Origin of the sequence: Halorientalis salina (genome assembly GCF_005049285.1) — an archaeon.
In the GTDB taxonomy this organism is placed as follows: domain Archaea; phylum Halobacteriota; class Halobacteria; order Halobacteriales; family Haloarculaceae; genus Halorientalis; species Halorientalis salina.
Map to the genome: position 1 here is coordinate 95,614 of NZ_SOSC01000010.1, position 22,894 is coordinate 118,507.

At 65.8% G+C, this 22,894-nt stretch carries 23 protein-coding genes and 1 pseudogene; 16 read left to right on the plus strand and 8 right to left on the minus strand.

Annotated elements, in window-relative coordinates:
- Positions 1–62 precede the first annotated feature (62 nt).
- The 5 genes and pseudogenes from E2481_RS15575 to E2481_RS15595 all read left to right on the plus strand — a co-directional run.
- On the plus strand, positions 63–254 hold the full coding sequence (locus E2481_RS15575) for a DUF5786 family protein (protein WP_136718086.1): 192 nt from the start codon (positions 63–65) through the stop codon (positions 252–254).
- The gene (locus E2481_RS15580; RefSeq protein WP_136718087.1) at positions 251–817 is read left to right on the plus strand and encodes an endonuclease dU; all 567 of its coding nucleotides are present in this window, start codon (positions 251–253) and stop codon (positions 815–817) included. Before E2481_RS15575 ends, E2481_RS15580 begins: the two co-directional genes overlap by 4 nt.
- Positions 818–1,059: 242 nt before the next feature.
- Entirely contained in the window at positions 1,060–1,644 is a 585-nt protein-coding gene (locus tag E2481_RS15585; protein ID WP_136718088.1) for a uracil-DNA glycosylase, read from the plus strand.
- A 38-nt stretch (positions 1,645–1,682) separates the two neighbouring features.
- A complete protein-coding gene (hisH, locus tag E2481_RS15590; RefSeq protein ID WP_136718089.1) occupies positions 1,683–2,330 on the plus strand; it encodes an imidazole glycerol phosphate synthase subunit HisH in 648 nt (215 codons plus the stop codon).
- A 189-nt stretch (positions 2,331–2,519) separates the two neighbouring features.
- A pseudogene (locus E2481_RS15595) lies at positions 2,520–2,594 on the plus strand (imidazole glycerol phosphate synthase subunit HisH); the annotation flags it as partial.
- 360 nt (positions 2,595–2,954) lie between these two features.
- Here the strand turns inward: E2481_RS15595 and pan2 are convergent.
- Together pan2 and pepF are read right to left on the minus strand one after the other, a co-directional pair.
- Positions 2,955–4,175, minus strand: a complete 1,221-nt coding sequence (pan2, locus tag E2481_RS15600) for a proteasome-activating nucleotidase Pan2 (RefSeq protein WP_136718090.1) — start codon at positions 4,173–4,175, stop codon at positions 2,955–2,957.
- A gap of 55 nt (positions 4,176–4,230) precedes the next feature.
- A complete protein-coding gene (pepF, locus tag E2481_RS15605) occupies positions 4,231–6,021 on the minus strand; it encodes an oligoendopeptidase F (protein ID WP_136718091.1) in 1,791 nt (596 codons plus the stop codon).
- Between the two features lie 692 nt (positions 6,022–6,713).
- On the opposite strand from pepF, the gene aceA reads away from it, so the two are divergent.
- Positions 6,714–7,784: an isocitrate lyase gene (aceA, locus tag E2481_RS15610; RefSeq protein WP_136718092.1), complete on the plus strand. Its 1,071-nt coding sequence runs from the start codon at positions 6,714–6,716 to the stop codon at positions 7,782–7,784.
- Between the two features lie 220 nt (positions 7,785–8,004).
- Positions 8,005–9,306: a malate synthase AceB gene (gene aceB, locus E2481_RS15615; RefSeq protein WP_370628413.1), complete on the plus strand. Its 1,302-nt coding sequence runs from the start codon at positions 8,005–8,007 to the stop codon at positions 9,304–9,306.
- Positions 9,307–9,330: 24 nt separating this feature from the next.
- On the opposite strand, the gene E2481_RS15620 is transcribed toward aceB, so the two are convergent.
- A complete protein-coding gene (locus E2481_RS15620; protein WP_136718094.1) occupies positions 9,331–9,720 on the minus strand; it encodes a hypothetical protein in 390 nt (129 codons plus the stop codon).
- 118 nt (positions 9,721–9,838) lie between these two features.
- Between E2481_RS15620 and E2481_RS15625 the strand changes: the two genes are divergently transcribed.
- From E2481_RS15625 to rnz, 4 genes are all read left to right on the plus strand, one after another.
- Positions 9,839–10,507 (plus strand): potassium channel family protein, encoded by a 669-nt coding sequence (locus E2481_RS15625; RefSeq protein WP_136718095.1) that lies wholly within the window; start codon positions 9,839–9,841, stop codon positions 10,505–10,507.
- A 367-nt stretch (positions 10,508–10,874) separates the two neighbouring features.
- The gene (locus tag E2481_RS15630) at positions 10,875–11,957 is read left to right on the plus strand and encodes a putative sulfate/molybdate transporter (protein ID WP_136718096.1); all 1,083 of its coding nucleotides are present in this window, start codon (positions 10,875–10,877) and stop codon (positions 11,955–11,957) included.
- A 123-nt stretch (positions 11,958–12,080) separates the two neighbouring features.
- Positions 12,081–12,551: a DUF7384 family protein gene (locus tag E2481_RS15635; RefSeq protein ID WP_136718097.1), complete on the plus strand. Its 471-nt coding sequence runs from the start codon at positions 12,081–12,083 to the stop codon at positions 12,549–12,551.
- Positions 12,552–12,626: 75 nt separating this feature from the next.
- On the plus strand, positions 12,627–13,559 hold the full coding sequence (gene rnz / locus E2481_RS15640) for a ribonuclease Z (RefSeq protein WP_136718098.1): 933 nt from the start codon (positions 12,627–12,629) through the stop codon (positions 13,557–13,559).
- Between the two features lie 22 nt (positions 13,560–13,581).
- Here the strand turns inward: rnz and E2481_RS15645 are convergent, their stop codons facing one another.
- Complete coding sequence (locus E2481_RS15645; RefSeq protein WP_136718099.1) at positions 13,582–15,840, minus strand: histidine kinase N-terminal 7TM domain-containing protein; 2,259 nt, start codon at positions 15,838–15,840, stop codon at positions 13,582–13,584.
- Positions 15,841–16,019: 179 nt separating this feature from the next.
- On the opposite strand from E2481_RS15645, the gene E2481_RS15650 reads away from it, so the two are divergent.
- Positions 16,020–16,436 carry an HIT family protein gene (locus E2481_RS15650; RefSeq protein ID WP_136718100.1) on the plus strand — a complete coding sequence of 139 codons (417 nt, stop codon included), beginning with the start codon at positions 16,020–16,022 and terminating at the stop codon, positions 16,434–16,436.
- Here E2481_RS15650 and E2481_RS15655 read toward each other — a convergent pair.
- Entirely contained in the window at positions 16,433–16,660 is a 228-nt protein-coding gene (locus tag E2481_RS15655) for a helix-turn-helix transcriptional regulator (RefSeq protein WP_136718101.1), read from the minus strand. The genes E2481_RS15650 and E2481_RS15655 overlap by 4 nt on opposite strands.
- 5 nt (positions 16,661–16,665) lie before the next feature.
- Positions 16,666–17,061: a DUF2178 domain-containing protein gene (locus E2481_RS15660; RefSeq protein WP_169302466.1), complete on the minus strand. Its 396-nt coding sequence runs from the start codon at positions 17,059–17,061 to the stop codon at positions 16,666–16,668.
- A 246-nt stretch (positions 17,062–17,307) separates the two neighbouring features.
- Here E2481_RS15660 and E2481_RS15665 point away from each other — a divergent pair, with 246 nt between their 5' ends.
- From E2481_RS15665 to E2481_RS15675, 3 genes are all read left to right on the plus strand, one after another.
- Positions 17,308–19,278 (plus strand): DUF460 domain-containing protein, encoded by a 1,971-nt coding sequence (locus E2481_RS15665; RefSeq protein WP_136718103.1) that lies wholly within the window; start codon positions 17,308–17,310, stop codon positions 19,276–19,278.
- A gap of 89 nt (positions 19,279–19,367) precedes the next feature.
- On the plus strand, positions 19,368–20,018 hold the full coding sequence (locus E2481_RS15670) for a potassium channel family protein (RefSeq protein WP_136718104.1): 651 nt from the start codon (positions 19,368–19,370) through the stop codon (positions 20,016–20,018).
- Positions 20,019–20,022: 4 nt separating this feature from the next.
- On the plus strand, positions 20,023–21,441 hold the full coding sequence (locus tag E2481_RS15675; RefSeq protein ID WP_136718105.1) for an APC family permease: 1,419 nt from the start codon (positions 20,023–20,025) through the stop codon (positions 21,439–21,441).
- 374 nt (positions 21,442–21,815) lie between these two features.
- On the opposite strand, the gene E2481_RS15680 is transcribed toward E2481_RS15675, so the two are convergent.
- Both E2481_RS15680 and E2481_RS15685 read right to left on the minus strand, forming a co-directional pair.
- Positions 21,816–22,004, minus strand: coding sequence for a DUF7470 family protein (locus E2481_RS15680; protein WP_136718106.1), 189 nt, complete (start codon positions 22,002–22,004; stop codon positions 21,816–21,818).
- Positions 22,005–22,120: 116 nt separating this feature from the next.
- The gene (locus tag E2481_RS15685) at positions 22,121–22,552 is read right to left on the minus strand and encodes an SCP2 sterol-binding domain-containing protein (RefSeq protein ID WP_136718107.1); all 432 of its coding nucleotides are present in this window, start codon (positions 22,550–22,552) and stop codon (positions 22,121–22,123) included.
- Positions 22,553–22,737: 185 nt separating this feature from the next.
- Here E2481_RS15685 and E2481_RS15690 point away from each other — a divergent pair.
- On the plus strand, positions 22,738–22,894 hold a 157-nt coding region (locus E2481_RS15690; RefSeq protein WP_169302467.1), incomplete at its 3' end, for a helix-turn-helix domain-containing protein.

A 22,894-nucleotide genomic window follows, 5' to 3' on the forward strand; every position in this document is an offset into this window, starting at 1 on the left:
GGAGCCCTATCAGGATACCGGGCGGCGGGAGGTTTTTCAATAAGCAACTACAATAAACGAACATGGGGTTCGGTAGCTACGACGAATCCGAACAGGAGAATCAGGACTACGATACTGATTTCGACGACGATGACGGTGTCAACACTGCCGAGAATGCCCACGAGGGCGACGTCGAGTACGAGTTCAGCGCCTCGAACGACGAACTTCTCGACAAGCTAGCCGATATCAAGGAGAGCGAGCAAGAGAACACGTGAAAGCCGGGGTCCGTGCGCTCGGCATCGCCGAGTCGTTCCGTGACGAGCGGAGTACGCTCGCCGGTGCCGTCGTCCGGGCCAGTCGCGTGGTCGACGGATTCGTTTTCGGTTCCTGTACGGTCGGTGGGACCGACGGGACCGACGCAGTCAGTTCGCTGTTCGCGGACCTCGGACGCGAGGACGTTCAGTACGTGCTCGTCTCGGGGATCGCACCCGCCTGGTACAACGTATTAGACCTCGACGCCATCCAGCAGCGCGTCGGCCGCCCGGTCATCTCCGTCACCTTCGAGGAGAGTGAAGGGCTGGAACCGGCACTTCGCGAAGCGTTCGACGGGGACGCCCTCGCGGAGCGCCTCGACACTTACCGTCGCCAGCCGGCGCGGCGCGAACTGACCGTCAACGGCGAGACGGTGTTCGTCCGGAGCGTCGGTATCGACGACGGCGAGGCCAACGACGTGGTGCGGGGGTTCACGCCGGAGGGGGGTCGGCCCGAACCGTTGCGAGTTGCGAGGTTGGCGGCTCGCGCGGCCGACCGCTGGGAGGCCGCGGACTGCGAGCGGTGAAACCGCGAGCAGGGCGGTCGACCAACGGGAGACCGCCGAATAAGCGAGTAGCGCGGAACTTCGTTCCGTGGACCATTCGAGCGGGCCGACGGCCCGCGAGAAGACGGCGAAGCCGCGAGCCGCGCGCTCGACCAGCGGGAGACCGCCGAATAAGCGAACGGTGCAACCGCGAGCCGCGCGGCCGACCTGTCTGGCGCGTGGGTGACGGCGCTTTCTTATTCCCGTCCGTCGGAGAGGCAGGTATGGAACACATGGAGGGACCGTCGGTGGTGGACTGTACGCACTGCGGCGCGCTGGTCGACTCCCGCCAGCAGATCGTCAACGGGACCGGGCCGGAGGACGCGGACCTGCTGTTCGTCGGGGAGGCACCCGGCGCGAACGAGGACGAGGAGGGCGAACCCTTCGTCGGTCGGAGCGGCGACGTGCTCGACGAGGCGCTGCGGGACGTGGGGCTGGCGCGGGCGGACGTGCGCATCACCAACTGCGTGCGCTGTCGGCCGCCGGAGAACCGCGACCCGACGGGGGAGGAACTCGAGAACTGTCGGGGGTATCTGGAGGCCGAGATCGATCTGGTCGACCCGGAAGCCATCGTCACGCTCGGGAAGGTTCCGAGCGAGCACCTGCTGGAGCGGTCGGTCGGCGTCACCAACGAGGCCGGGTCGCTGGTTGACCACGAACTCGGCGGCGCACGGCGGAACGTGTTGATTTGCGTCCACCCGGCGGCGACGCTGTACGACCGGAGTCAGGAGGAAACCTTCGAGCAGACTATCGAACGGGCGGCGGAGCTGGCCGGCGACGGCGGCCAGTCGAAACTGGGCGAGTTCTGAGCGGAACGCCTTTCCTGTGGACGGTCGAACGGTCGGGTATGAGCGGGACTACACAGCAGGCAGCCGAGATCGTCGTCGTCGACTACGGCCTCGGGAACCTCCGGAGTGTGACGCGGGGCCTGGAACGGGCCGGCGCGGACGTCGACCTCGTGACGGAGCCGGCGGCTCTCGACCGGGCGGACGGCATCGTGCTGCCCGGCGTCGGCGCGTTCAGCGAGGGCATGGAGAACGCCGGCCCCTTCCGCGAGGCGCTCGTCGACGCCGCCGACGAGGGGCTCCCGATCTTCGGCATCTGCCTGGGGATGCAGATGCTGCTAACCAGCAGCGAAGAAGCCGACCACGCCGGCCAGGGCGACGCCGAAGGGCTGGACCTGATCCCGGGCACGAACAAGCGGTTCGAGCGGGACCAGACCGTGCCCCACATGGGCTGGAACGAACTCGACGTGCAACGCGACCACCCGCTGGTCGAGGACGTCGACGGGGAACACGCCTACTTCGTCCACTCCTACTACGCCAGTCCCGAGGACGACGACGCCGTCGTCGCGACGACCGACTACGGCCGCGACTTCCCGAGCATCGTGGCCAACGAGGCCGGCAACGTCTTCGGCACGCAGTTCCACCCCGAGAAGTCCGGCGAGACCGGGCTGACGATTCTGCGGAACTTCGTCGACATCTGCTCGGAGTAGTGGGTGCTGTATAGCATCCGCCGAGCGCAGCGAGGCGGTTCACGGGACCGAGTACAACGAGGTCCCGCTTTTTCGCCCACGTCCGCAAGAGCGAAGCTCTTGCGAGGCCCATCAGAAACCGAAGGTTTCTGAGGACGTTTTTCGACGCGCGGTGGTGAACGGAGTGAACCACCCGAGGAGAAAAAGGTGGAGTTCCACCCCGAGAAGTCCGGCGAGACCGGGCTGACGATCCTCCGGAACTTCGTCGACATCTGCTCGGAGTAGTGGGTGCTGTGTAGCATCCGCCGAGCGCAGCGAGGCGGTTCACGGGACCGAGTACAACGAGGTCCCGCTTTTTCGCCCACGTCCGCAAGAGCGAAGCTCTTGCCAGGCCCATCAGAAACCGAAGGTTTCTGAGGACGTTTTTCGACGCGCGGTGGTGAACGGAGTGAGCCACCCGAGGAGAAAAAGGTGGGTCGACATCTGCACCGGTCCCTGACCCCCTCGCTTCACCTCGAACCGGCGCCCTGTCTGTCGAATTCGCTCACCAGTGATCACTTTCACTGCGGGCGTCGGTCGGCTGTGTCGCGACGTGGCTTCGGCTAGAGCAGGAGGTGTTGACGGGACGAAAAACCAGACGGCGCGTCAGTAGAAGGCGATCGGGCCGGTTTCCTCGCCGTCCTCGTCGGTCAGCTTCTCCAGTGCCTCCTCGAAGTCCGCAGTGGTGACGGTCGTTCGCTCGTCGCGGATGGCGAACATCCCGGATTCGGTGGCCAGGCTGGCCAGTTCGGCACCGCTGAACCCGTCGGTCTGTTCGGCGATCTCCCCGAGGTCGATGTCGTCGGCGAGTTGCATCTCCTCGGTGTGGATTTCGAGGATGCGCTCGCGACCCTCGCGGTCGGGATTGGGGACTTCGATGAGTCGGTCGAACCGACCGGGCCGGAGGATCGCCCGGTCGAGCATGTCGAAGCGGTTGGTCGCCGCGATGATCCGGATCTCCCCGCGCTCTTCGAAGCCGTCCATCTCCGAGAGGAGTTGCATCATCGTCCGCTGGACCTCCGCGTCGCCGCTGGTCTTCGATTCGGTTCGCTTGGCGGCGATGGCGTCGATCTCGTCGATGAAGATGATCGCCGGCTCGTGCTCGGAGGCCAGCTCGAAGAGGTCACGCACCAGCCGCGCGCCCTCGCCGATGAACTTCTGGACGAGTTCGGAGCCGGCCATCTTGATGAAGGTGGCGTCGGTCTCGTTGGCGACGGCCTTGGCGAGCATGGTCTTGCCGGTGCCGGGCGGGCCGTGGAGCAGGACGCCGCTGGGCGGGTCGATGCCGATCTCGGCGAACTGCTCGGCGTTGACCAGGGGTTCCTCGACGGCTTCCCGCACTTCGCGGGTCTGTTCTTCGAGGCCACCGATGTCGTCGTACGTAACCCCGGGCGAACTGTCGACCTGCATCGCCTGTGCGCGAGCGTCCGTCTCGGCTTCCAGGAGCGTCTGGACCGAGAAGGAATCGTTGATGGCGACGCGGTCGCCCGCTTCGATGTCCTCGCGGAGCTGCGGGGACACCTCCGTCAGGACTTCCTGGTTGTTGCCGTGCTGTTTGACCACGATGCCGTCGTCGGTGAGTTCCTCGGCCGTCGCGATGTACAGCGAGGAGGTTTTGAGCGTCTCGTTTTGGCGCTCCAGCCGGTCGACCTCCTCGCGGAGGTCCTCGCGACGGGACTCTGCGGCGTCGAGCTGATCGGACAGCTCGTCGTGTACCTGTTCTAACTTCGCGAAGTGCTCCTGTAATGCGTCCAGCCGTTCGGCCGGAGACATCTCCGGATCGAGGTCTAGCCGGGGTCGATCCGGGAGCGAGGGGCTCCGAGACATCTGACTACCATTGGTTACGTGTACTCGTAAAAGGGCCTTTGGGTCGCGGCTATCCTCAGGTCAACGAGGCGAACTCATCGAGGTACTCGGCGTACACGTCGAGGGCCGACTCGACAGGCTCGGGCGAGGCCATGTCGACGCCGGCGTGGTCGAGCAGTTCCAGCGGATACGCACGGGAGCCCTTCTCCAGGAACTCGATGTACCGCTCGGCGGCCGGGTCGCCCTCCTCCAGGATTCCGTCGACCAGGGCGACGGCGGCACTGATTCCCGTCGCGTACTGGTAGACGTAAAAGGAGCGATAGAAGTGGGGAATCCGCATCCACTCGCGGGCGATACGATCGTCGATCGCGGCCGGTTCGTAGTAGTCCCCCTTGAGTTCGAGATACAGTTCGTCGAGTCGGTCGGGCGTCAGCGCCTCGCCGGCCTCCGAGAGTTCGTGGGTCCGGTGTTCGAACTCCGCGAACATCGTCTGCCGGAACAGCGTCGAGCGGAACCGTTCTAAGTACTGGTTCAGGACGTGCCGGCGCAGGCGCTCGTCCTCGACCGTATCGAGGAGGTGGTGCGTGAGGAGGGTCTCGTTGACCGTCGAGGCGACCTCGGCGACGAAGATCTCGTAGCCGCTGTAGACGTAGGGCTGGGCCTCGCTCGTCAGTTGGGAGTGCAGCGAGTGACCGAGTTCGTGGGCCAGCGTGTACATCGACTCGACGTCGTCCTGGTAGTTCATGAGGATGTACGGCTGGGAGTCGTACGTTCCACCGGAGTAGGCACCCGACTGCTTGCCGTCGGTCTCGTAGACGTCGACCCATCGGGAGTCCAGCCCCTCGGCGAGTCGGGACTGGTAGTCCTCGCCCAGCGGAGCCACGGCGTCGACGACGTACTCACAGGCCTCCTCGTAGGGGACCTCCGGGCTCTCCTCCTGGACCAGCGGGACGTAGAGGTCCCACATCCGAAGGTCGTCGCCCTCGGTGGTGTCGCGTTTGAGTTCGGCGTGGCGGTGGAGCCTGTCGAGGTTCTCGCGCACGGTGTCGACGAGGTTGTCGTAGACGTCGACGGGAACGTTCGGGCCGTCGAGGGCGGCCTCGCGTGCGGTGTCGTAGTGCCGTGCCCGGGCGAGTTTGCTGTCGGTCTTGACGCTGTTCTTGTAGGCCGCGCCGACGGCGTTTCTCACAGTTTGCCACTCGTCGTAGAACTGCTCGTAGACGGTCTGTCGGAACTCCCGATCCGGGTTCTTCTGGAGCGTCGTGAAGTTGTTGAGCGTGATGCGTTTCTCGTCGCCGTCTGGAGTCTCTACGGCCGGGAACTCCATGTCGGCGTTGGCGAGCATGTTGTACACCTCGCCGGGTGCGCCGGTGACCTCGCCCAGTTCGGCCAGCAGGTTCTCGATCTCGGCCGAGCGGGTGTGGTCTTTCGTCCGCAGTACGTCGTCGAAGTAGTGGTCGTAGGGCTCCAGTTCCGGTTCCGCCTCGACGAACGCGTCGATCTCCTCGCGGGTACAGTCCTGGAGTTCGGGTTCGATAAACGAGGCCGCGCTCTGGGCGTCCGAGGAGAGCGACTGGGCGCGGGCCAGAAGCGCCTGGTACTCGCCGTCGGTCGTGTCCTCGTCGCGGCGCATCCGCGCGTAGGAGGCGACGTTCGAGACCGTCCGCATGATCTCCTCGCGGCATTCGAGCGTCGAAAGCAGCGTCGACGCGTCCTCGGTGACCCGCCCCTCGTAGGCCCGGAGGTCGTCCAGTCGCGCCTCGACTCTCTCGTAGGCGGCCTCCCACTCCTCGTCGTCGGCGTAGAGGTCCTCGAGGTCCCACTTGTACTCCTCGTCGATCTCGCTCCGGTCGGGAACCGAACTCATGGCGCTGGATATGGCAGCCGCCGTAGAAAGGCTTTCTCGTCGCCGATCCGCCGGACCCGGGACGGTCGGAGAACGACAGCACAAGATATTTAACTCGGAGCCGCCAATCTCGGGATAGGCACCGATTTTCGGTGCCACCCTTTCCCCCACCCCACCCCCCACCTTTCTACTTTCGACGGTTCGTCCCCGAGCGACAGTGCTGTTGGCGTACCTGAGTGACAACGGCGTCGCGACATCCACCGGGAAACCACTGGCCAAAACCGGGGCTTCGCGTGCTAGAGAACACCAATCCCTTATATTCGTTAGCTCACTCTAGATTCAGTAAACCGATTAAAGAGTATTAACATTATAAACCATAACATTTTTCTGCTGATGTATATTTGTGGAGGGTGCGTACGAACAGAAACCGCGGAACGTGAACGGATTTACATGGGACTGAGTACCGATCCGGACGGCGAGGAGATGTCAGCGGTTAACGACGTGCAGGCGCGGAGTCACCCTGCCGTCACAGCGGCTGGGAGCGACGGGTCGGCGGTCGGTTTTACGGTCGTAAAACCCTCGTCCGTCGGGGCCGGGCACAGTCCCCGTTCACCGGTTCACTCGCGGGTTACGAGCTATGCGAACGCACGGCACCCGCGAATGGATTCGACAGAGATAAACCGAGTCTACAGCAGTATTCAATTGCATTAATCATGGCACACGATTCAGAAGGGGAAGACCCCGTTGCGAGCAACGTTGAGAGCACAGAACCGTTCCTTCGCGATGTCGACAACAAGAAGGCCCGCGAACTGCGGGACATGCTGAACAACCAGGACTACGTCTTCGCGCCCGGTCTCTACCACGCGCTCGACGCCCGTCTGGCCGAGATGGCCGACCTGGACGCCGCGTACATGTCCGGGTATTCGACGGTCCTCGGTCAGTTCGGCTTCCCGGACCTCGAGATGGTCGACATGCGCGAGATGGTCGAGAACGCAAAGCGCATCGTCGAGTCGACGGACCTGCCCGTCATCGCGGACTGTGACACCGGCTACGGTGGCATCCACAACGTTCGCCGAGCGGTCCGAGAGTACGAGAAAGTCGGCGTCGCAGCGGTCCACATCGAGGACCAGACCACGCCCAAGCGCTGTGGTCACATCGCCGGCAAGAAGATCGTCTCCCGCGAAGACGCCAAGGCCCGCTTCGAGGCCGCCGTCGACGCGAAGCAGGACGAGGACACGATCATCATCGCACGGACCGACGCCTACGGTTCCTCCAACGGTGACTGGGAGGAACACCTCGAGCGCGGTCGGATGTACGCCGACGCCGGCGTCGACCTGGTCTGGCCCGAGATGCCGGACCCGTCCCGCGAGGACGCCGTCAACTACGCCGAGACCATCCACGAGACCCACCCCGACCTGAAGCTGGCCTTCAACTACTCCAGCTCCTTCGCGTGGTCCGAGGAAGAGGACCCGCTCACGTTCCAGGAACTGGGCGACCTCGGCTACAAGTACCAGTTCATCACGCTGTACGCCCTGCACTCGGGCGCACACGCGGTCTACGAGGACATGAAGAACATCGCGCAGAACGACGAGGAAGCACAGTGGGACCTCGAAGACCGCTACCTGGGTCACGAGACCGAGAGTCACCACCAGCTGTCGTTCGTCCCGCGCTTCCAGAACATCGAGGCCAAGTTCGACCCCGAAGCCAAGAAGCGCCAGCAGGAGTCCGCCGGCTTCAGCGACGAGGAAGAAGGCGCAGTCATCAACTCCGATCAGGACGACTGATCCGCACGCGCTCCGACGCGAGCCGCAGTCTCCTGATCGCAGATCAGGACGACTGATCGGCGTTCGTCAGCTGGGTCGTACGACAGGTCGAAATCCGATTTTCTTTCGCGACGAAACCGCCCAGTGACTACTGTACGCGGCGGCGACGCCGTCTCTCGGACGGATTCGGTCACCTTTAATAATGGTGGAGTTATCCGTTGATACGACTACAATGACTGAAATCGACAAGCGTCTCCACGACCGAAAGTTCGTGCGGACGTTCTTCACGACCCCGACTGCCGAAAGCGGCGCAGACGACTCGGCGAAGAAGCTCCGGAGCGCAATCGGCCTGCGCGGGATGCAGGCACCGGACGTCTGGGTGCCGGACAACGAGGACGCGACGGCCCCGAACATGCGCGACGAGGGTGCCGAGAACATCGCCGAGGTCGTCGCCGAAGAGGGCGACGAGTTCCCCGGCGAGATTCACCCCCGCGTCGTCTGGCACCGCGACAGCCCCAGCACGCGCTACAAGGGCTTCCAGCACATGCTCGAGATCGCCGACCCCGCGAACGGCGCAATCGAGAACATCGACGGCTTCGTCATCCCCGAAGTCGGTGACATCGACGACTGGAAGAAGGCAGACGAGTTCTTCACGATCGTCGAAAACGAGCACGACCTCGAAGAGGGCAGCCTCAAGATGTCCGTCATCATCGAAAGCGGCTCGGCCGAACTCGCGATGGGCAAGCTCCGCGAGGAGATGGGCAAGCCGACGAACAACCTCGAACGCATGTTCCTGCTGGTCGACGGCGAGGTCGACTACACGAAGGACATGCGCGCCATCACGCCGACCGGCGCGCTCCCCGAGTGGAAGGAACTGCGCCACAACACGTCCCGCGCCGCGAGCGCCGCAGGACTCATCTCCGTCGACGGCCCGTTCGACGACATCCGCGACGTCGAGGGCTACCACGACCGCATCGAGGCCAACGCGGCGATGGGCATGACCGGCATCTGGTCGCTCACGCCGGGTCAGGTCGTCGAGGCCAACCAGAGCGTCCTGCCGCCCGAAGAGGGCTACTGGACCATCGACGCCGACGGTCGAACGGTCGAACTCACCGAAGAGGACGGCGTCGCAGTCTACGACGGTGACCGCATCGAACTCGAGAAAGAGGGTGACACATACGAACTCGAGGTCGGCAGCGAGGAACTCGAACTCACCGAGGAGGAACTCGTCGAGGAACTCGTCGACCTGACGGCCTACGTCCCGAGCATGGACGACATCGTCGACTCCATGGAGGAGTTCGAGGCCGCCAAGGAAGCCGGCAAGGGCGCGATCGCCATGACCCGCGCGACGACCGTCAGCATCGACGGCGTCGAGATCGACATCAGCAGCGACCGCATGTGGGACGAGGCGACCTACCAGGCCATGATGGCCCCCGTCGCGCTGTTCCAGGACGTCTACGAGAACCGTCCGGACCAGCACGACGACCTCGCCGAACTCTACAGCGAGGACGTCGTCTCCCGCGCGATGGAAGTCGGCAACTAAGCGGACGACAGTCCACCGATTTTTTCAGAGCCACCCCGAGAGATCAGCCGCCGGTCCGTCGTTCGCGAAGGGCGTCTCCTCGAAGTGGACCGGTTCGATCCCGTCCCGGTCGTCGAGCCGTGTCTCGATCTCCGAGCGGGTCGCGGTCCCGGCGTCGACGACGCCCCAGGGCGGCCAGAACGCGACGAACACGTAGCTGCCGCCGGTATCGATCCAGCGGACGTACAGGTCGGCCTCGTCGTCGGGCGCGACCAGACAGACCGCCCCGCCGGTGACTCGAAGCACCTCCAGGTAATCCCGAACGTCGAGGGCCGGCGTCCCCGAACTGTCGTCGATCGCCTCCCAGAGGAGGCGACAGGGCCGGCTATCGGAGTGTCGAAACAGTACCTCACGCATGGCGTCCCGGTCACCCATTGGTGTGTGAATAGTGATCACGACGCATAAGCATCAGGGTGAGAGCGGTCCGTCCAGCGACCGGCCGAACGCGGAACAGGGGGAGCGCTTTTCACGCATGGTGGCATACCACACGGGTATGAAGTTCGTCATCGTCGGCTTCGGGCGAGTCGGGATGCGCACCGCACGGACGCTCCAGTCGGAGGGCCACGAGGTCGTCATCGTCGACAACGACCCCGAGAAGGCAAAGCGAGTGCGCGCGGAGGGGTTCGAGGTCGTCGAGGGCGACGGCTCGACGGAGGACACCCTCGAAGCGGCCGGCGTGAACGACGCCGACGCCATCGCCGCGTTGACCGGCGATCTCAACACCAACTTCAGCGCCTGCATGATCGCGAAACACCACGGCTGTCGGACCGTGTTGCGCATCGACGAGGACTACCGCGAGGAGATCTACGAGAAGTACGCCGAGGACGTCGACGAGATCATCTATCCCGAGCGACTGGGCGCCGCGGGTGCGAAGACGGCGCTGCTCGGCGGCAACTTCAACGTACTGGCGGACATCACCGAACAGCTCTCGGCCGCCTCCGTCGAGATTCCGGCCGGCTCACCGGTCGTCGGCGAGCGCGTCGTCGCGCTCGAACTCCCCGAGGAAGCGCGCATCTACGCGCACGGACGAGCGAACGAGTCGATGACGATCCCGCTGCCACAGACGGAGATCGAGGCCGGCGACAGCGTCGCCATCATCGCCCACCCCGACTCGCTGGCCGCCGTCAGAGAGGAACTGCGCGGCGACGCGGCGGTCGCGTAGTTCGGCGTCACCCATCGACTGTTACTGCCGGACCGAATCGTCACACCTCACGTGTCCAGTGAGACGGTCTCGCTGTGAAATGTCGGCCCGAGCAGCTCTCCGGTATTCACGCACGGCTGTCCGGTAGTCCGAGAGAATGGGTGGGGTGGGGTCAACGGTGTCCGGGCGCGCCGGGAGGATGGGAGACTGAGGCCGTCTGAGGCACGCCCGTATCTCGGGAGACGGGAGGAAGCCACTTAAAATCGCGTCAGACAACCGTCATACCGCCCGCGGACGGCCGTAAGCCGCGCTAGTTGCCATCCCACCGGACGATAACCACGATCGATTACTGAAAACATTGATTGCGTGCGAGCGTTTTTCCTGTTTCGTGGCCGTTTCAGCCCCGTTCGATCTCGATGACAGGATCGAGTTCTCGGTCGGCGAGGTGACCGGAGCGCTAGGGGATTCAGTTACGGTGCTGCCCATCGTCGTGGCACTCGGGGCGCTCACCCCGGTTTCGATCGGGCACGTCTTTCTGTTCTTCGGCGTCTTCCAGGTGGTCTGGGGGCTCCGCTACGGGCTTCCACTTTCGGTCGAGCCGATGAAGGCGCTGGCCGGGCTGGCGATCGCCGGCGCGCTCAGCTACGGCGAACTCGTCGCGGCGGGGCTGCTCGCCGGTGGCGTCCTCCTGGCCGTCGGCGCGACCGGGACGCTCGGACGGGTCGAACGGTACGTCGGCCGGCCGGTCATTCGCGGCGTGCAACTGGCCGTCGCGCTCTTGCTCGTGGAGGCCGGCCTCGACCTGTCGATGGGACACCCCGCGATGGCGGTCGCCGGTGGTGCGGTGGCCCTCGGCGTGGCCGCGGCGGGTCACTGGCGGCTCGCGAGCCTGACCGTCCTCGGTGTCGGGACTGGCTGGACCCTGTTCGTCGGCGGACTCCCGGCGGTTTCGGTGCCGACGCTCTCGGCGTTCCCGACCGGTGGGCCCGCCTTCACGACCGGAGCCGTCGAGGGGACGCTGGCACAACTTGCGATGACAGTCGGGAACGCGGCGGTCGCGACCTCGCTGTTGCTCGACGACTGTTTCGACGCCGACGTGTCGGCCGACCGGCTCTCCCGGAGCATGGGGACGATGACGCTCGCGGCCGTGCCGTTCGGGGGACTCCCGATGTGTCACGGCAGCGGCGGCCTCGCGGGGAAGTACGCCTTCGGCGCCCGGACCGGCGGCGCGAACGTCGTCCTCGGGGTGCTCTACCTCGGCGGGGCCCTCGTCGCGGGCCTCTGGCTCGGCTTCCCGATGGCCATCCTGGGAACCCTGCTGTTCGTCGTCGCGGCCCAGCTCGGTCGCGTGGCGGCCGACACGGACCGCCCGCTGCTGGTCGGTGCCATCGGCGTCCTCGCGGTCGCGACCAACGTCGGCGTGGCCTTCCTCGCGGGCCTGGGCTACTGGCTGGTCGCCCAGCGAGTCTGACCGGTGGGTTTTCCACAGGCCGCGACCCACGTCGACCCATGACCTGGGCAGCGCTGTTCGAGCGGGCGAGCGAGTACGAGACGGACCTCGAGACCGTCAGGGAAGCCCTGGCGGCGCGACGCGATGAGTGACCCCGACCCGAACCCGGCGCGGTTCGTCGCCGACGCCGACGTGCTGGCCGCGGACCTGCTGGTCGGCGGCCCCGCTCGCGAGGCCCTGAACCTCGCACGGGACCACTCCTGGGTGACGCTCGTCGCCAGCGACCCCCTGCTCGACGACGCCGAAGCGGTCGTCGAAACGTGTGCGAACGCCGAACTCGCGGCCGACTGGCGCGACCACGCCGAGGAACTCCGGGAGCGGGTCGACCACCCCGACGGAGATCACCCCGGACTCGCCTCAGCGTACAACGGCGACGCCGTGCATCTGCTCTCCTACGACGACGAACTGGGGAGCGTCCAGACCGGCGCGTCCCTCCGGAAACACATGAACGTGAGCGTCAGGGAACCGCGGGCGTTCGTGTCCCTGTTCGACCCCGAGTCTCTGTACGAGGTGGTCGTCGGGGGCGAATACCCCGGTCCGGATCGGGAGTACTGACGCGAGGTCCGGTCCGAAGCCGGGCCGTCGGTCCCTTTCGAAGCGCGTTTAGGGACCCCTCGCCGAAATCGGGGTATGCACGTGACCTTCCTCGGGACCAGTGGGGCCGTCCCGACGACCCAGCGCAACCCCAGCGCGGTGATGGTCCGCCGGGAAGGCGAGCGGTTCCTCTTCGACGCCGCCGAGGGAACCCAGCGCCAGATGATGCGCTTTCAGACCGGCTTCAACGTCTCCCACGTCTTCGTCACCCACCTCCACGGCGACCACGTCCTGGGCCTGCCCGGCCTCGTCCAGACCTGGGACTTCAACGACCGCGAGGAACCGCTGGCCATCCACACGCCGGCAGGCACGCGAAACCGCATCGAGGAACTCGTGACCGTCGCCGGAAACTCCCCTTCCTACCCGATCCGGGTCCACGAGGTGTCGGCCGGCGACGTAGCGCTGGACCGCGAGGACTTCGAGATCCGCGCCATCGAGGTCGACCACCGGGCGACAGCCGTCGGGTACGCCGTCGTCGAGGACGACCGGAAGGGCCGCTTCGACAGGGAAAAGGCCGAGAACGACCTCGGTATCTCGCCGGGCCCGGAGTACAGCAAACTCCACAACGGCGAACCGGTCGAACTCGACGACGGCACCGTCGTCGAACCCGAACAGGTCGTCGGGCCACCTCGTCCCGGCCGACGCGTGGTGTACACCGGGGATACGCGCCCGATCGACAGCGTCGTCGAGGCCGCAGAGGACGCCGACCTGTTGATCCACGACGCGACCTTCGCCGAGGACCGCCGCGAGCGGGCCGGCCAGACCGGTCACGCCACGGCCAAGCAGGCGGCCGAGATCGCGAACCGCGCGGGTGCGAAACGCCTGGCGCTCACGCACGTCTCGACGCGCTACGCCGGCCAGTCCGACCGACTTGAAACTGAAGCCCGCGAGGTGTTCGAGGGCGAGCGGGCTTTCCTCCCCGACGACGGCGACGAACTCGACGTGCCCTTCCCGGACGCCGAGGAGTGACCGTCGGTCACGTCGTCCGTCGCTACTGCTCGGCGGGGGTCGTCGCGCCGGTTATCTCGAAGCGTGCGCCGCCGGACTCGCGGAACTCGTCCGGCGCGTCCCCGCTCGCGGGGACGCCCCCTACCTCGCTCTCGGTGACGCGAATCGACCAGCCGTGGTCCTCGACGATTCGGCTGACGATAGACAACCCGAGACCGGTGCCGTCGCTTTCCGTGGAGAATCCAGAGTCGAACACCTGGTTGCGTTCGTCCTCGGGAATGCCCGGGCCATCGTCTTCGACGTAGAATCCACCTTCGAGCGGCCCGACGCGGACGGTCACGTCGGTGCCGCCGTGGTCGACGCTGTTCCGAAAGAGGTTCTCGAGCAGTTGCTGGAGGCGGCTCTCGTCGGCCTCGATTCGGCAATCCTCGGTCCGGAGGTCGGCGTCGCCGGTCTCGGCGACTTCCCAGGCCGTCCGAGCCACGTCGCCCAGCGACAGCGTCGCTGTCTCGTCGACGGGGCCGCCCTGTCGGGCGAGCGTGAGCACGTCGTCGATTATCTCCTCCATGCGTTTTAGTGCCGCCTTGGTCGCGTCGGCGTGTTCGCTCTGTTCGACCTGTTCGACGTGTCCGTAGGCGACCGACAGCGGGTTCCGGAGGTCGTGTGAGACGACGTTCGCGAAGTCGTCGAGCCGTTCGTTCTGCCGGCGGAGTTCGCGTTCGCGCTCCCTGACGGCCTCCTCGCGGTCGGCCCTGGCGATGGCCGTCGACGCGCTGGCCGCGAGTACCTCCGCGAAGTGAACCGTCTCCTCGTCGATTGCCACGGGCTCGACGGCAACGGCACCGAGGACGCCGTACTCACCGAGCGGAACCAGCAGTGCGCGCTCGATGGACACGGCTGCGTCTCGTGGCTGTACGTCACCGGTTCCGTCGTAGACGACAGTCTCGCCGCGCTCGAACGCCGTTCCAGCCAGTCCCGCACCGACCGGCACCGACGGCGGGTCTTCGTAGAGGGCGGATACGTCGTCGGTGGCGGCGACCGGTTCCAGCCGCTCGGCCTCGTGACGGTAGACGGTGACGTACTGCAACCCGACGACGTCGCTGGCGGCGTGGACGACCCGCTCACAGACGCCGTCGACGGTCTCGGCGCGCATCAGGTCCTGAGTCACGGTCTGGAGTGCAGCCAGCGTCTCGGTCCGTCGCGTTCGCTCGGTGATATCGTGGAGGACCACGGTGAGGCCGGTGACGTCGTCGCTCCGGTCCCGGAGATAGGAGACCTTGACGTCGTAGACGCGCCGGTCCCCGTCGTGGTCGATAGCGACCTCGTCGGTATCGAGGTCGGCCGACTCGGTGGCGTAGTCGAGCGGGTCGAGTGCCGGGCTCGGCGCGGACGTCGCCCCGTCCGCGAGCCGCGTTGCGGTCTCGCGCAGGACGGTTCCGAGCGGCGGCAGCACGTCGCCTGCCTGCTCACCAAGGGGGTTCGCTTCCCGGCACAGCGTCCGTGCCGTGGGGTTGAGGTCGGTGATCCGGCCGTCGCGGTCGAGGACGAACATCGCGTCGTCCATGTCCTCGACGACCGTCCGTCTGGCGACCGGGGACAGGTCGAACAACCGATACCGGAAGATCCCCCAGAAGATAGAGAGCCCGGCGAACACGAAGGTAAACGGCGTGAAATCGAGCGCCGGAAACGGCCCGATATCGAGGTAGTAAAACGCGTTCGCCGGCGTGATCGGAAGCCCCGAGAGGAGTATCAGGTCAGTCTGGCGGCGCTGGAAGTGGACCGCCGTGAGCCGGTACCGGACTAGCAGTATGATCGCGATGGTGATGAGGACGTAGCTGTAGGCGACGTTGAACCACCAGGCGACGCCGAAATCGAGCGCGAGCAACTGGAACGGTCCGTTCTCGACGAAGCGTCCCGCCGTCCAGTTCAACGTGTGCACCCAGCCGTTGGTCAGGACGAGTCCCACGTTCGTAAGCGGGACGACCGCGAGCGCGGCGAGGTGCCACCGCGTGATTCGGTCGGTTTCGGTGTAATCGACCGCAAAGAGGAGCCAGGCGATCGGAATCCCGTTCAGACCGAGTACCTTGATGCGGTGCCAGAACAGCGCCCCGCCGAGCGTTCCGCTCGCCAGTTCGAGTGCGTATCCCGCCAGCCAGAGCGTCGCCATCGCGTTGGCCAGCGCCAGGCCGGTCGCCCCGCGTTTGTCACGCCGGGCCCACGATAGCGCACTCACTCCCGCTGCGAGTACGGCGGTAGCCCCCGTCACGGCTGCCAATGCCATCGTCGGCCCGGACGCTACCATCGTACGGTGTGTGACATGATGCTGTCATAGCTGTTTGGCTGATTCTCTCGTGTGATACGGATTGTCGTACGTCAGTTCAGTATCAACCCCCGTCGTCGGGCGGCCGTACGGGGAGCCAGTGACAACAGTCCGTCTGAGTGACCAGTGGTTCTTTGTGACTATCACACGAGGATGTGACAATGACTGACGACTGTCCGTTCTGTGCGATCGCGGCCGACGAGGCACCGGCGAGCGTCGTCTACGACGGCCCGGAGACGATAGCCTTCATGGACCTGAACCCGATCAACGAGGGGCACGTCCTCGTGATTCCCCGGGAGCACTCGACGGGACTGGCGGGACTCGTGCCGGCGACCGGTGGGCGGATGTTCGCCGTCGCACAGAAGGTCGCCGCTGCCCTCCGGCGGTCTAACGTACCGACCGACGGCGTCAACCTCTTTCTCGCCGACGGGGAGCCCGCTGGGCAGGAAGTGTTCCACGTCCATCTCCACGTGATTCCGCGGACCGAGGACGACGACGTGACCATCGACGCGGACCAGTCGCCGGCCGACCGCGAGGACCTGGCGGCCGTGGCCGAGGAGATCTCGGCCCTGCTCTAGGGTCCGGCGTCGCCGGCGGTCGTCTCGACGCTCACGTCGGGATGGAAGAGGTCCTCGACGGGGCACTCGAAGAAGGCGGCGAGTTTGAACACGAGTTCGACGGAGGGGTCGTAGCGGTCGCCCTCGACGGCGTTGACCGTCTGGCGCGTGACGCCCACGTACTCGGCCAGTTCGCGCTGGCTCAGGTCGTATCGGTCACGGTAGTCACGCAGGGAGTTATCCATCGTCGTTACCTCCGCCGCTGAAGCACGACGAGGACGGCCCCGTAGGTCAGGTAGAGGATCGCCACGAACAGCGCGATCGCCGCACTCCAGGGCTGCCAGGTGAAGGCGTCCAGCCCCCACGCGACGGTCAGCGCCGGGAAGACGCCGGCCGAGGCCCATCCGAAGACGGTGAGCGTCCACTGGGCCGCCTCCCGGGCGATCGCTTCGTCGCGTTCGTCGTAGACGGGCATCTCCGCGCTCGACTGGGCGAATACTGCGCCCGCGACGCCGACGACGTAGACGCCGACGCCGACCAGCGGCCGGTTCAGCGCCGTGAACACCGCGAGGCCGAGGCCGGCGACGACAGACAGTCCGGCGACCGCCTGTCGAACCCGGTCGGTCCGGTCGAGAAGTGAGTTCACGAGCACCGGCCTCCCACGAGGGAAACGGCACCAGTCGGTCCGTGCGAATCGTCCGAGTGTTTTCTCGTTGCCATTTGTGACACCTCGTCAAGAGCTCTTGTCGTAAAGAGCTCTTTACAGTAAAACGTCTTTGACATAGTAAAATAAGTTTTACGGGCCGGTCCGGTCTGGCCGCCGCTCTTCGGGGGGGCGTGCTGGGCCCGTCCGCGCCACGAAATTTATACCGGGGAGGACCCTAGCCGGGGTGTGAACGCCCGCACGCGTGCCCTCGACGCAGTCGTCTTCGGGGTCGACGTACAGAGTGGGGACGTCCGGGGGGACGTATCGTACGCGCTCGTGGCCTTCGACGGGGAGTCGATCGACCGCGACGTGGTCTCCCGCCGGAAGCTCCACCGACTACTCGACCGCGAAGAACCAGCGATGCTCGCGACCGACAACATGTACGAGCTCGCGGAGGACAAGGACGCGCTCGTCCATTTCCTACGTGGGTTACCCGACGAGACGACCCTGGTCCAGGTGACCGGGGCCGAACAGCCCGAGCCGCTCTCCCGGGTGGCCTCCCGCCACGGTGTTCCGTACGGCAAAAAGCCGATGAAGGAGGCCGAAGCCGCTGCGCGGCTGGCCGCGATGAACGTCGGCCAGGAGGTGAGCGCCTTCACGAACACGACCCGCGTGAAGGTCGCTCGCGGTCGGTCGACCGGCAAGGGCGGCTGGTCGGAGGACCGCTATACGCGCCGCATCCACGGGTCGGTCAGGAAGCGGACCCGCGAGGTCGAGGACGAACTCGACGCGGCGAGCCTGGCGTACGAGCGTGACGTGACCGAAAAGTACGGCGGGTTCGCCAACGCCGTCTTCGAGGTCGAGGGGCGTCCCTCGGACATCCCGGTCTCGACCGAGCGATCGGGCGACGTTCGGATCGAGATCGAACGCGAGCGCCGCGACGGGATCGAGTTCCAGCCGCTGGTCGAACGCCGGGACCACGTGCTGGTCGGTATCGACCCCGGAACGACCACGGCCGCGGCCGTCGTCGGTCTCGATGGCAGCGTATTGGACGTGATGAGTACCCGCACCGGGGACACCGCGGACGTCACCGAGTGGCTCATCGAGCGCGGCCGTCCCATCATCGTCGCCGCGGACGTGACGCCGATGCCCGAGACCGTCGAGGGGTTCCGGCGGAGCTTCGAGGCCGCCGGCTGGACCCCCGACCGGGACCTCCCGGTCGACGAGAAGAAACACCGGGCGCGCGAGGAGAGTTACGACGACGACCACCAGCGCGACGCGCTCGCGGCGGCCCTGTTCGCCTACGACGCACACGAAGACCAGTTCGACCGCATCGCCCAGAAAGTGCCACCACAGGAAGACTTCGGGGCGGTGACCGCCCGCGTCGTCAGCGACGAGGAGTCCGTCGAGTCCGTCCTCAGGGACATCCAGACCGAGGAAGCGGAGTCCGAAGAGGAGACCGAACACACGCCGCGGGAACTGTCCGCCGAGGAAAAGCAGATCAAACGCCTCAAGGCCCGCGTCGACCGGCTCGAATCCCACGCCGAGACGTTGAAAGAGACCATCAGCCGGAAGGACGAGCGCATCGACGAGTACGAGCAGGAACTCACGGCAAAGCGCCAGGAGGCGCGACGGGAAGCCCGCGAGCGCCGGGAAGTCACACGGCTCGAACGGGAGAACGAACGGCTCGAACGGGAACTCGACGAAGAGCGAGAGAGAGTCGACGAACTGGAGGACAAACTCGACCGGCTCAAAGCGCTCTGGAAACTCGATCACTCGAACTTCGCGGACGTCTCCGAGGAACAGCGCGACCTCGTCCCGGTGAAGGTCGTCGAGCAGTTCACGACGGGTGCCATCGAGCACGCCGACGAGCAGTACGGGCTGGCCGAGGGCGACGTGATCTACCTCCGGGACGCCAGCGGGGCCGGACGCTCGACCGCCCAGAAACTCGCCGACGTGAACCCGAAAGTCGTGCTCAAAGACGGCGGCCTCTCGGAGATGGCCGACGACCTCCTCTTCGAACAGGACATCCCGGTCGGGCCGGCCGACGACGTGGCCATCCAGGAGATCGACGAACTCGCCGTCGCCCGCGAAAGCGAGGTCGAGGCCGCGATCGAGGACTGGCACGACCGCGCCGAGCAGCGAGCGAAACAGCAAAACGAGCAGATGGTCGACCGCCTCATCAGCGAACACCGAGCCGACCGCCCGAGCAACTGACGGGGACCCACCACTCGCCCGTGTTCCGGTTTTCAGGGACTGGGAACTGGCCGTATCTTGATGTCCATCGACGCCGATTGTGATCCCGTATGAGCGGGCAGACGATCGTCATCGCGGGTGGTGGACGGCTGGGGCGCCGAACGGCGGCCCAACTCACCGAACGGGGGCACACGATCACGGTCATCGAACGGGAGCAAGCGCGGTGTGACGATCTGGCCGAGGGGTCGGTGGGATCGCTCATCAACGGTGACGCGACGCTCCCGTCGATCCTCGAACAGGCGGACATCGGGGAGGCCGATGCCATCGCGGCCCTGACTGGCGACGCCGGGACGAACCTGGCCGTCTGTCTGCAGGCGCGCGAGCGACACCCCGACGTCAGAACGGTCGCGCGAATCGAGCGCGGTGAGCAACGAGCGTACGACGACGTGGTCGACGCGGTCGTCTTTCCAGCCCTCGCAGGGGCGAATCTCGCAGTCGACGCCCTCGTCGGCGGAGCCGTGGGAACGCTGCTCGGCGGGGAGGCGGGTCTCGAACTCGTCGAACTGACTGTCGCCGAGGACGCGCCGGTCGCCGACCGTCGACTGGCCGACGTGAACCTGCCCGATGGGACGCGGGTCGTCTCGGACGCCGACCGCAGTCGCCTGGCGAGCGACGACATGACGCTGACGCCGGGCGAACGGTACGTCGTCGGCGTCGAGAACGGCGTCGGCGACGAGATACGGCGTCTGTTCCGGGGCTAGGCCGATGACGGACGGGAACGACGAACTCCAGCGGGACATCGGGCTGGCGGGGGCCGTCTCCATCGGCGTCGGGACGATGGTCGCCGGTGGCATCTTCGTCCTGTCGGGGCTCGCCGTCGCCACTGTCGGAGCGGCGGCGATCCTCTCGTTCGTGCTCGCGGCGGTCGTGGCCGCGCTCACCGCGATGACCTACGCGGAGTTCGCGACGATCTACACGGTCGACGGTGGCGGCTACGAGTACGTCGCGGAAGTGTTCCAGTCGGACCTGTCGTACCTCGTCGGCTGGATGATGATCCTCGGGTATCCCGCGAGCGCGGCCTTCTACCTCGCAAGCTTCACGAGCTGGTTCTACCGGTTCGCCTACCCGGCCCTGTCGATCCCTGCCGCCGTCCCCTACTGGGTGTCGGGCGTCGTCGTGCTCGCCGTCCTCGTCGGCGTCAACCTCCTGGGCGGCGAGGAATCGACGCGGTTCCAGATCGTCGTCACCGGGCTGAAGGTGTTGCTCGTCCTCCTCTTTCTCGGAGGGGGGCTGACTGCCTTCGATCCGAGCGCCGTCACGGACTCGTTCGCCCGGAACGTCACGAACCTCGACGACGTCGCACTCACCAGCGCCCTCGTGTTCATCACCTTCTTCGGGTTCGAGGCGATCGCGACGAGCGGCGGTGAGGTTCGCAATCCCAGACGGACGGTGCCGCGAGCCATCTTCGTCAGCCTCGGATTCGTCACCGCGCTCTACGTGCTCGTGGTCACGGTCGTCGTCCTGGCGGTCAACGACCCCGGCTTCCTCGAATTCCTCGTCGCCCGGACCGACGTCGGATCGACGGCGGCCGCGACCCAGTTCGTCGCGAACCACGGTGAGGTGGCCATGGGCCGGGCAGCCCAGTACTACCTCGGCGAGTGGGGCTTCGCCGTGTTCATCCTGGGGGCGCTCCTCTCGATGATCTCCGCGGCCAACGCGACGATCCTCGCCGGCTCGCGCGTCAAACTGGCGATGGCCGACAACGAGCACCTCCCCGCCCGGTTCGGTCGCATCCATCCCCGGTTCCGGGTCCCGCACAACGCCGTGTTGCTCACGGGGGGCCTCATCCTGACGTTCGTCCTCGTGTTCACGGTGGTGCTCGGTGGTCCGGCGGACGGGCCGGCCCTGACGTGGCTCCCACGGCTGGGACTCGACGCGATGGCCCACTTCGCGGACTTCATGCTGCTCGGCGGACTGGCGATGGTCAACGTCGCACTGATCCAGTCGCGCCGGCGGTACCCCGACCGAACGCGGCTGTTCGAGGTCCCCGCCGTCCCCTGGGTCCCCCTGGTCGCCATTGCCTCGAACCTCCTCCTGCTGGTCAACGTCGAACTGGTGAGCCTGAGTCTCGGTGTCGGCGGGGTACTCGTGGGCGGTGTCGTGTGGCTGACCGTCATCGACTGACCGTGGGAGAGGTCGCCCGATCGGCCACCCGCCCAGTTCGATCCGACATCTCAACTGAAGAGAAGTTTACTCGAATTCGAGAAAATGCTCATAACGCTGCGGCACGGAGTGGCGCGTACATGCACTGCCCGAACTGCGAGACGTCGATGACGACCGTCCACGAGTACCACCGCTGTGACCGCTGTGGGTACGTCCCACACCAGGGTGCGGACTGAGACTGCCGGACAGCAGTCCGTGACGCGTGGACTGCTCACACTGGGTGACGAGCCGCTCTACGTAGGACATCTGAGAATTCCGCTGTGAGAATTTCTGTCCGACAGTATGCATCGCGCGCCGTAGCGAACGACTCCGATTTCGAGTCCTTTTCCGCCCGCTCACATCATCTGGCCCATCCCGAGCGCGCCCAGGAGGTTCGTGACCAGTCCGTAGACCACGAGGCCGAGGCCGGCGACGACGAACGCGACGCCGGCGGCGATGAGGAGGTCGATGTACGCGAGGAGACCGATACCGGCGACCAGAAGTAGAAAGCCGAACAGTCCGGCCACGCCGAGTTTGTCGAGCATACACGTCCCTGTCTCGGCACACGACTTAAAAACTGAGAAACCGCCCCGGAGTGGGTGTCGGTGTCACGCACGCCGGTTCGGGTGTCGACACCCGTCGATCGGGGCCGGCAGTCGAATCAGTACTCGAACTCGGTGTCGATCTCGGCGGCGTTCTCGGTCATCACCGTCGCGGCGTCGGAGTACTGTAGCACCTTCTGCATGTCGCCGTCGAGATCGAACTTGCCGCCCATGAGGCCGTCGATGGCACCGATCTCGCCCCGTATCATGCCCTTCCAGTTCGTGTAGGGACCCCGATAGGCAAAGCCCCAGTCGACGTCGTCCTCGTCGTCGACCTGTCTGGCCTCGTGGCAGGTCCCGTCCCGTACGTCGATCTCGAACTTGAGGTTTTCGCCGTCGTAGGTATCGTCCGGCTGGATGTCGAAGAGGAACACGCCGTTGAAGTCGACGCCCCACCCTTGCCCGGCCTCGCTGTAGGCCTCGCTCTCGTTGAGTTGTTCGGCCCACTCGTCGATCCATTCCTGTCCATCGGTCGGCAGTGTGATTGCCATACCCTTACATACCCGTCTCGGTGCTTCCCGATTGCCCCTCGCACACGTGGCTTTTTTAGCAGATTGGGCGAGAAGCCCCCACCCTCAAGGAGCGAACGTAGTGAGCGAATAGGGTGGGGATGAATCGCCCTGCGAGGGATACGTACCTTTTAACTTTCTACAGGTGGATAATCGATGTACTGCGCATGGATTACGTCCTCAAATATCGGTTGCTCCCTGACAGTCAACAACGGGAGCAACTGGACTGGGTGCGTGATACCGTGCGGCAACTCTACAACCACAGCCTGCACCGCTACAACCGTCTCCCGGAATCAGAAGGCACGGTGAAACAGCGTGTCACAA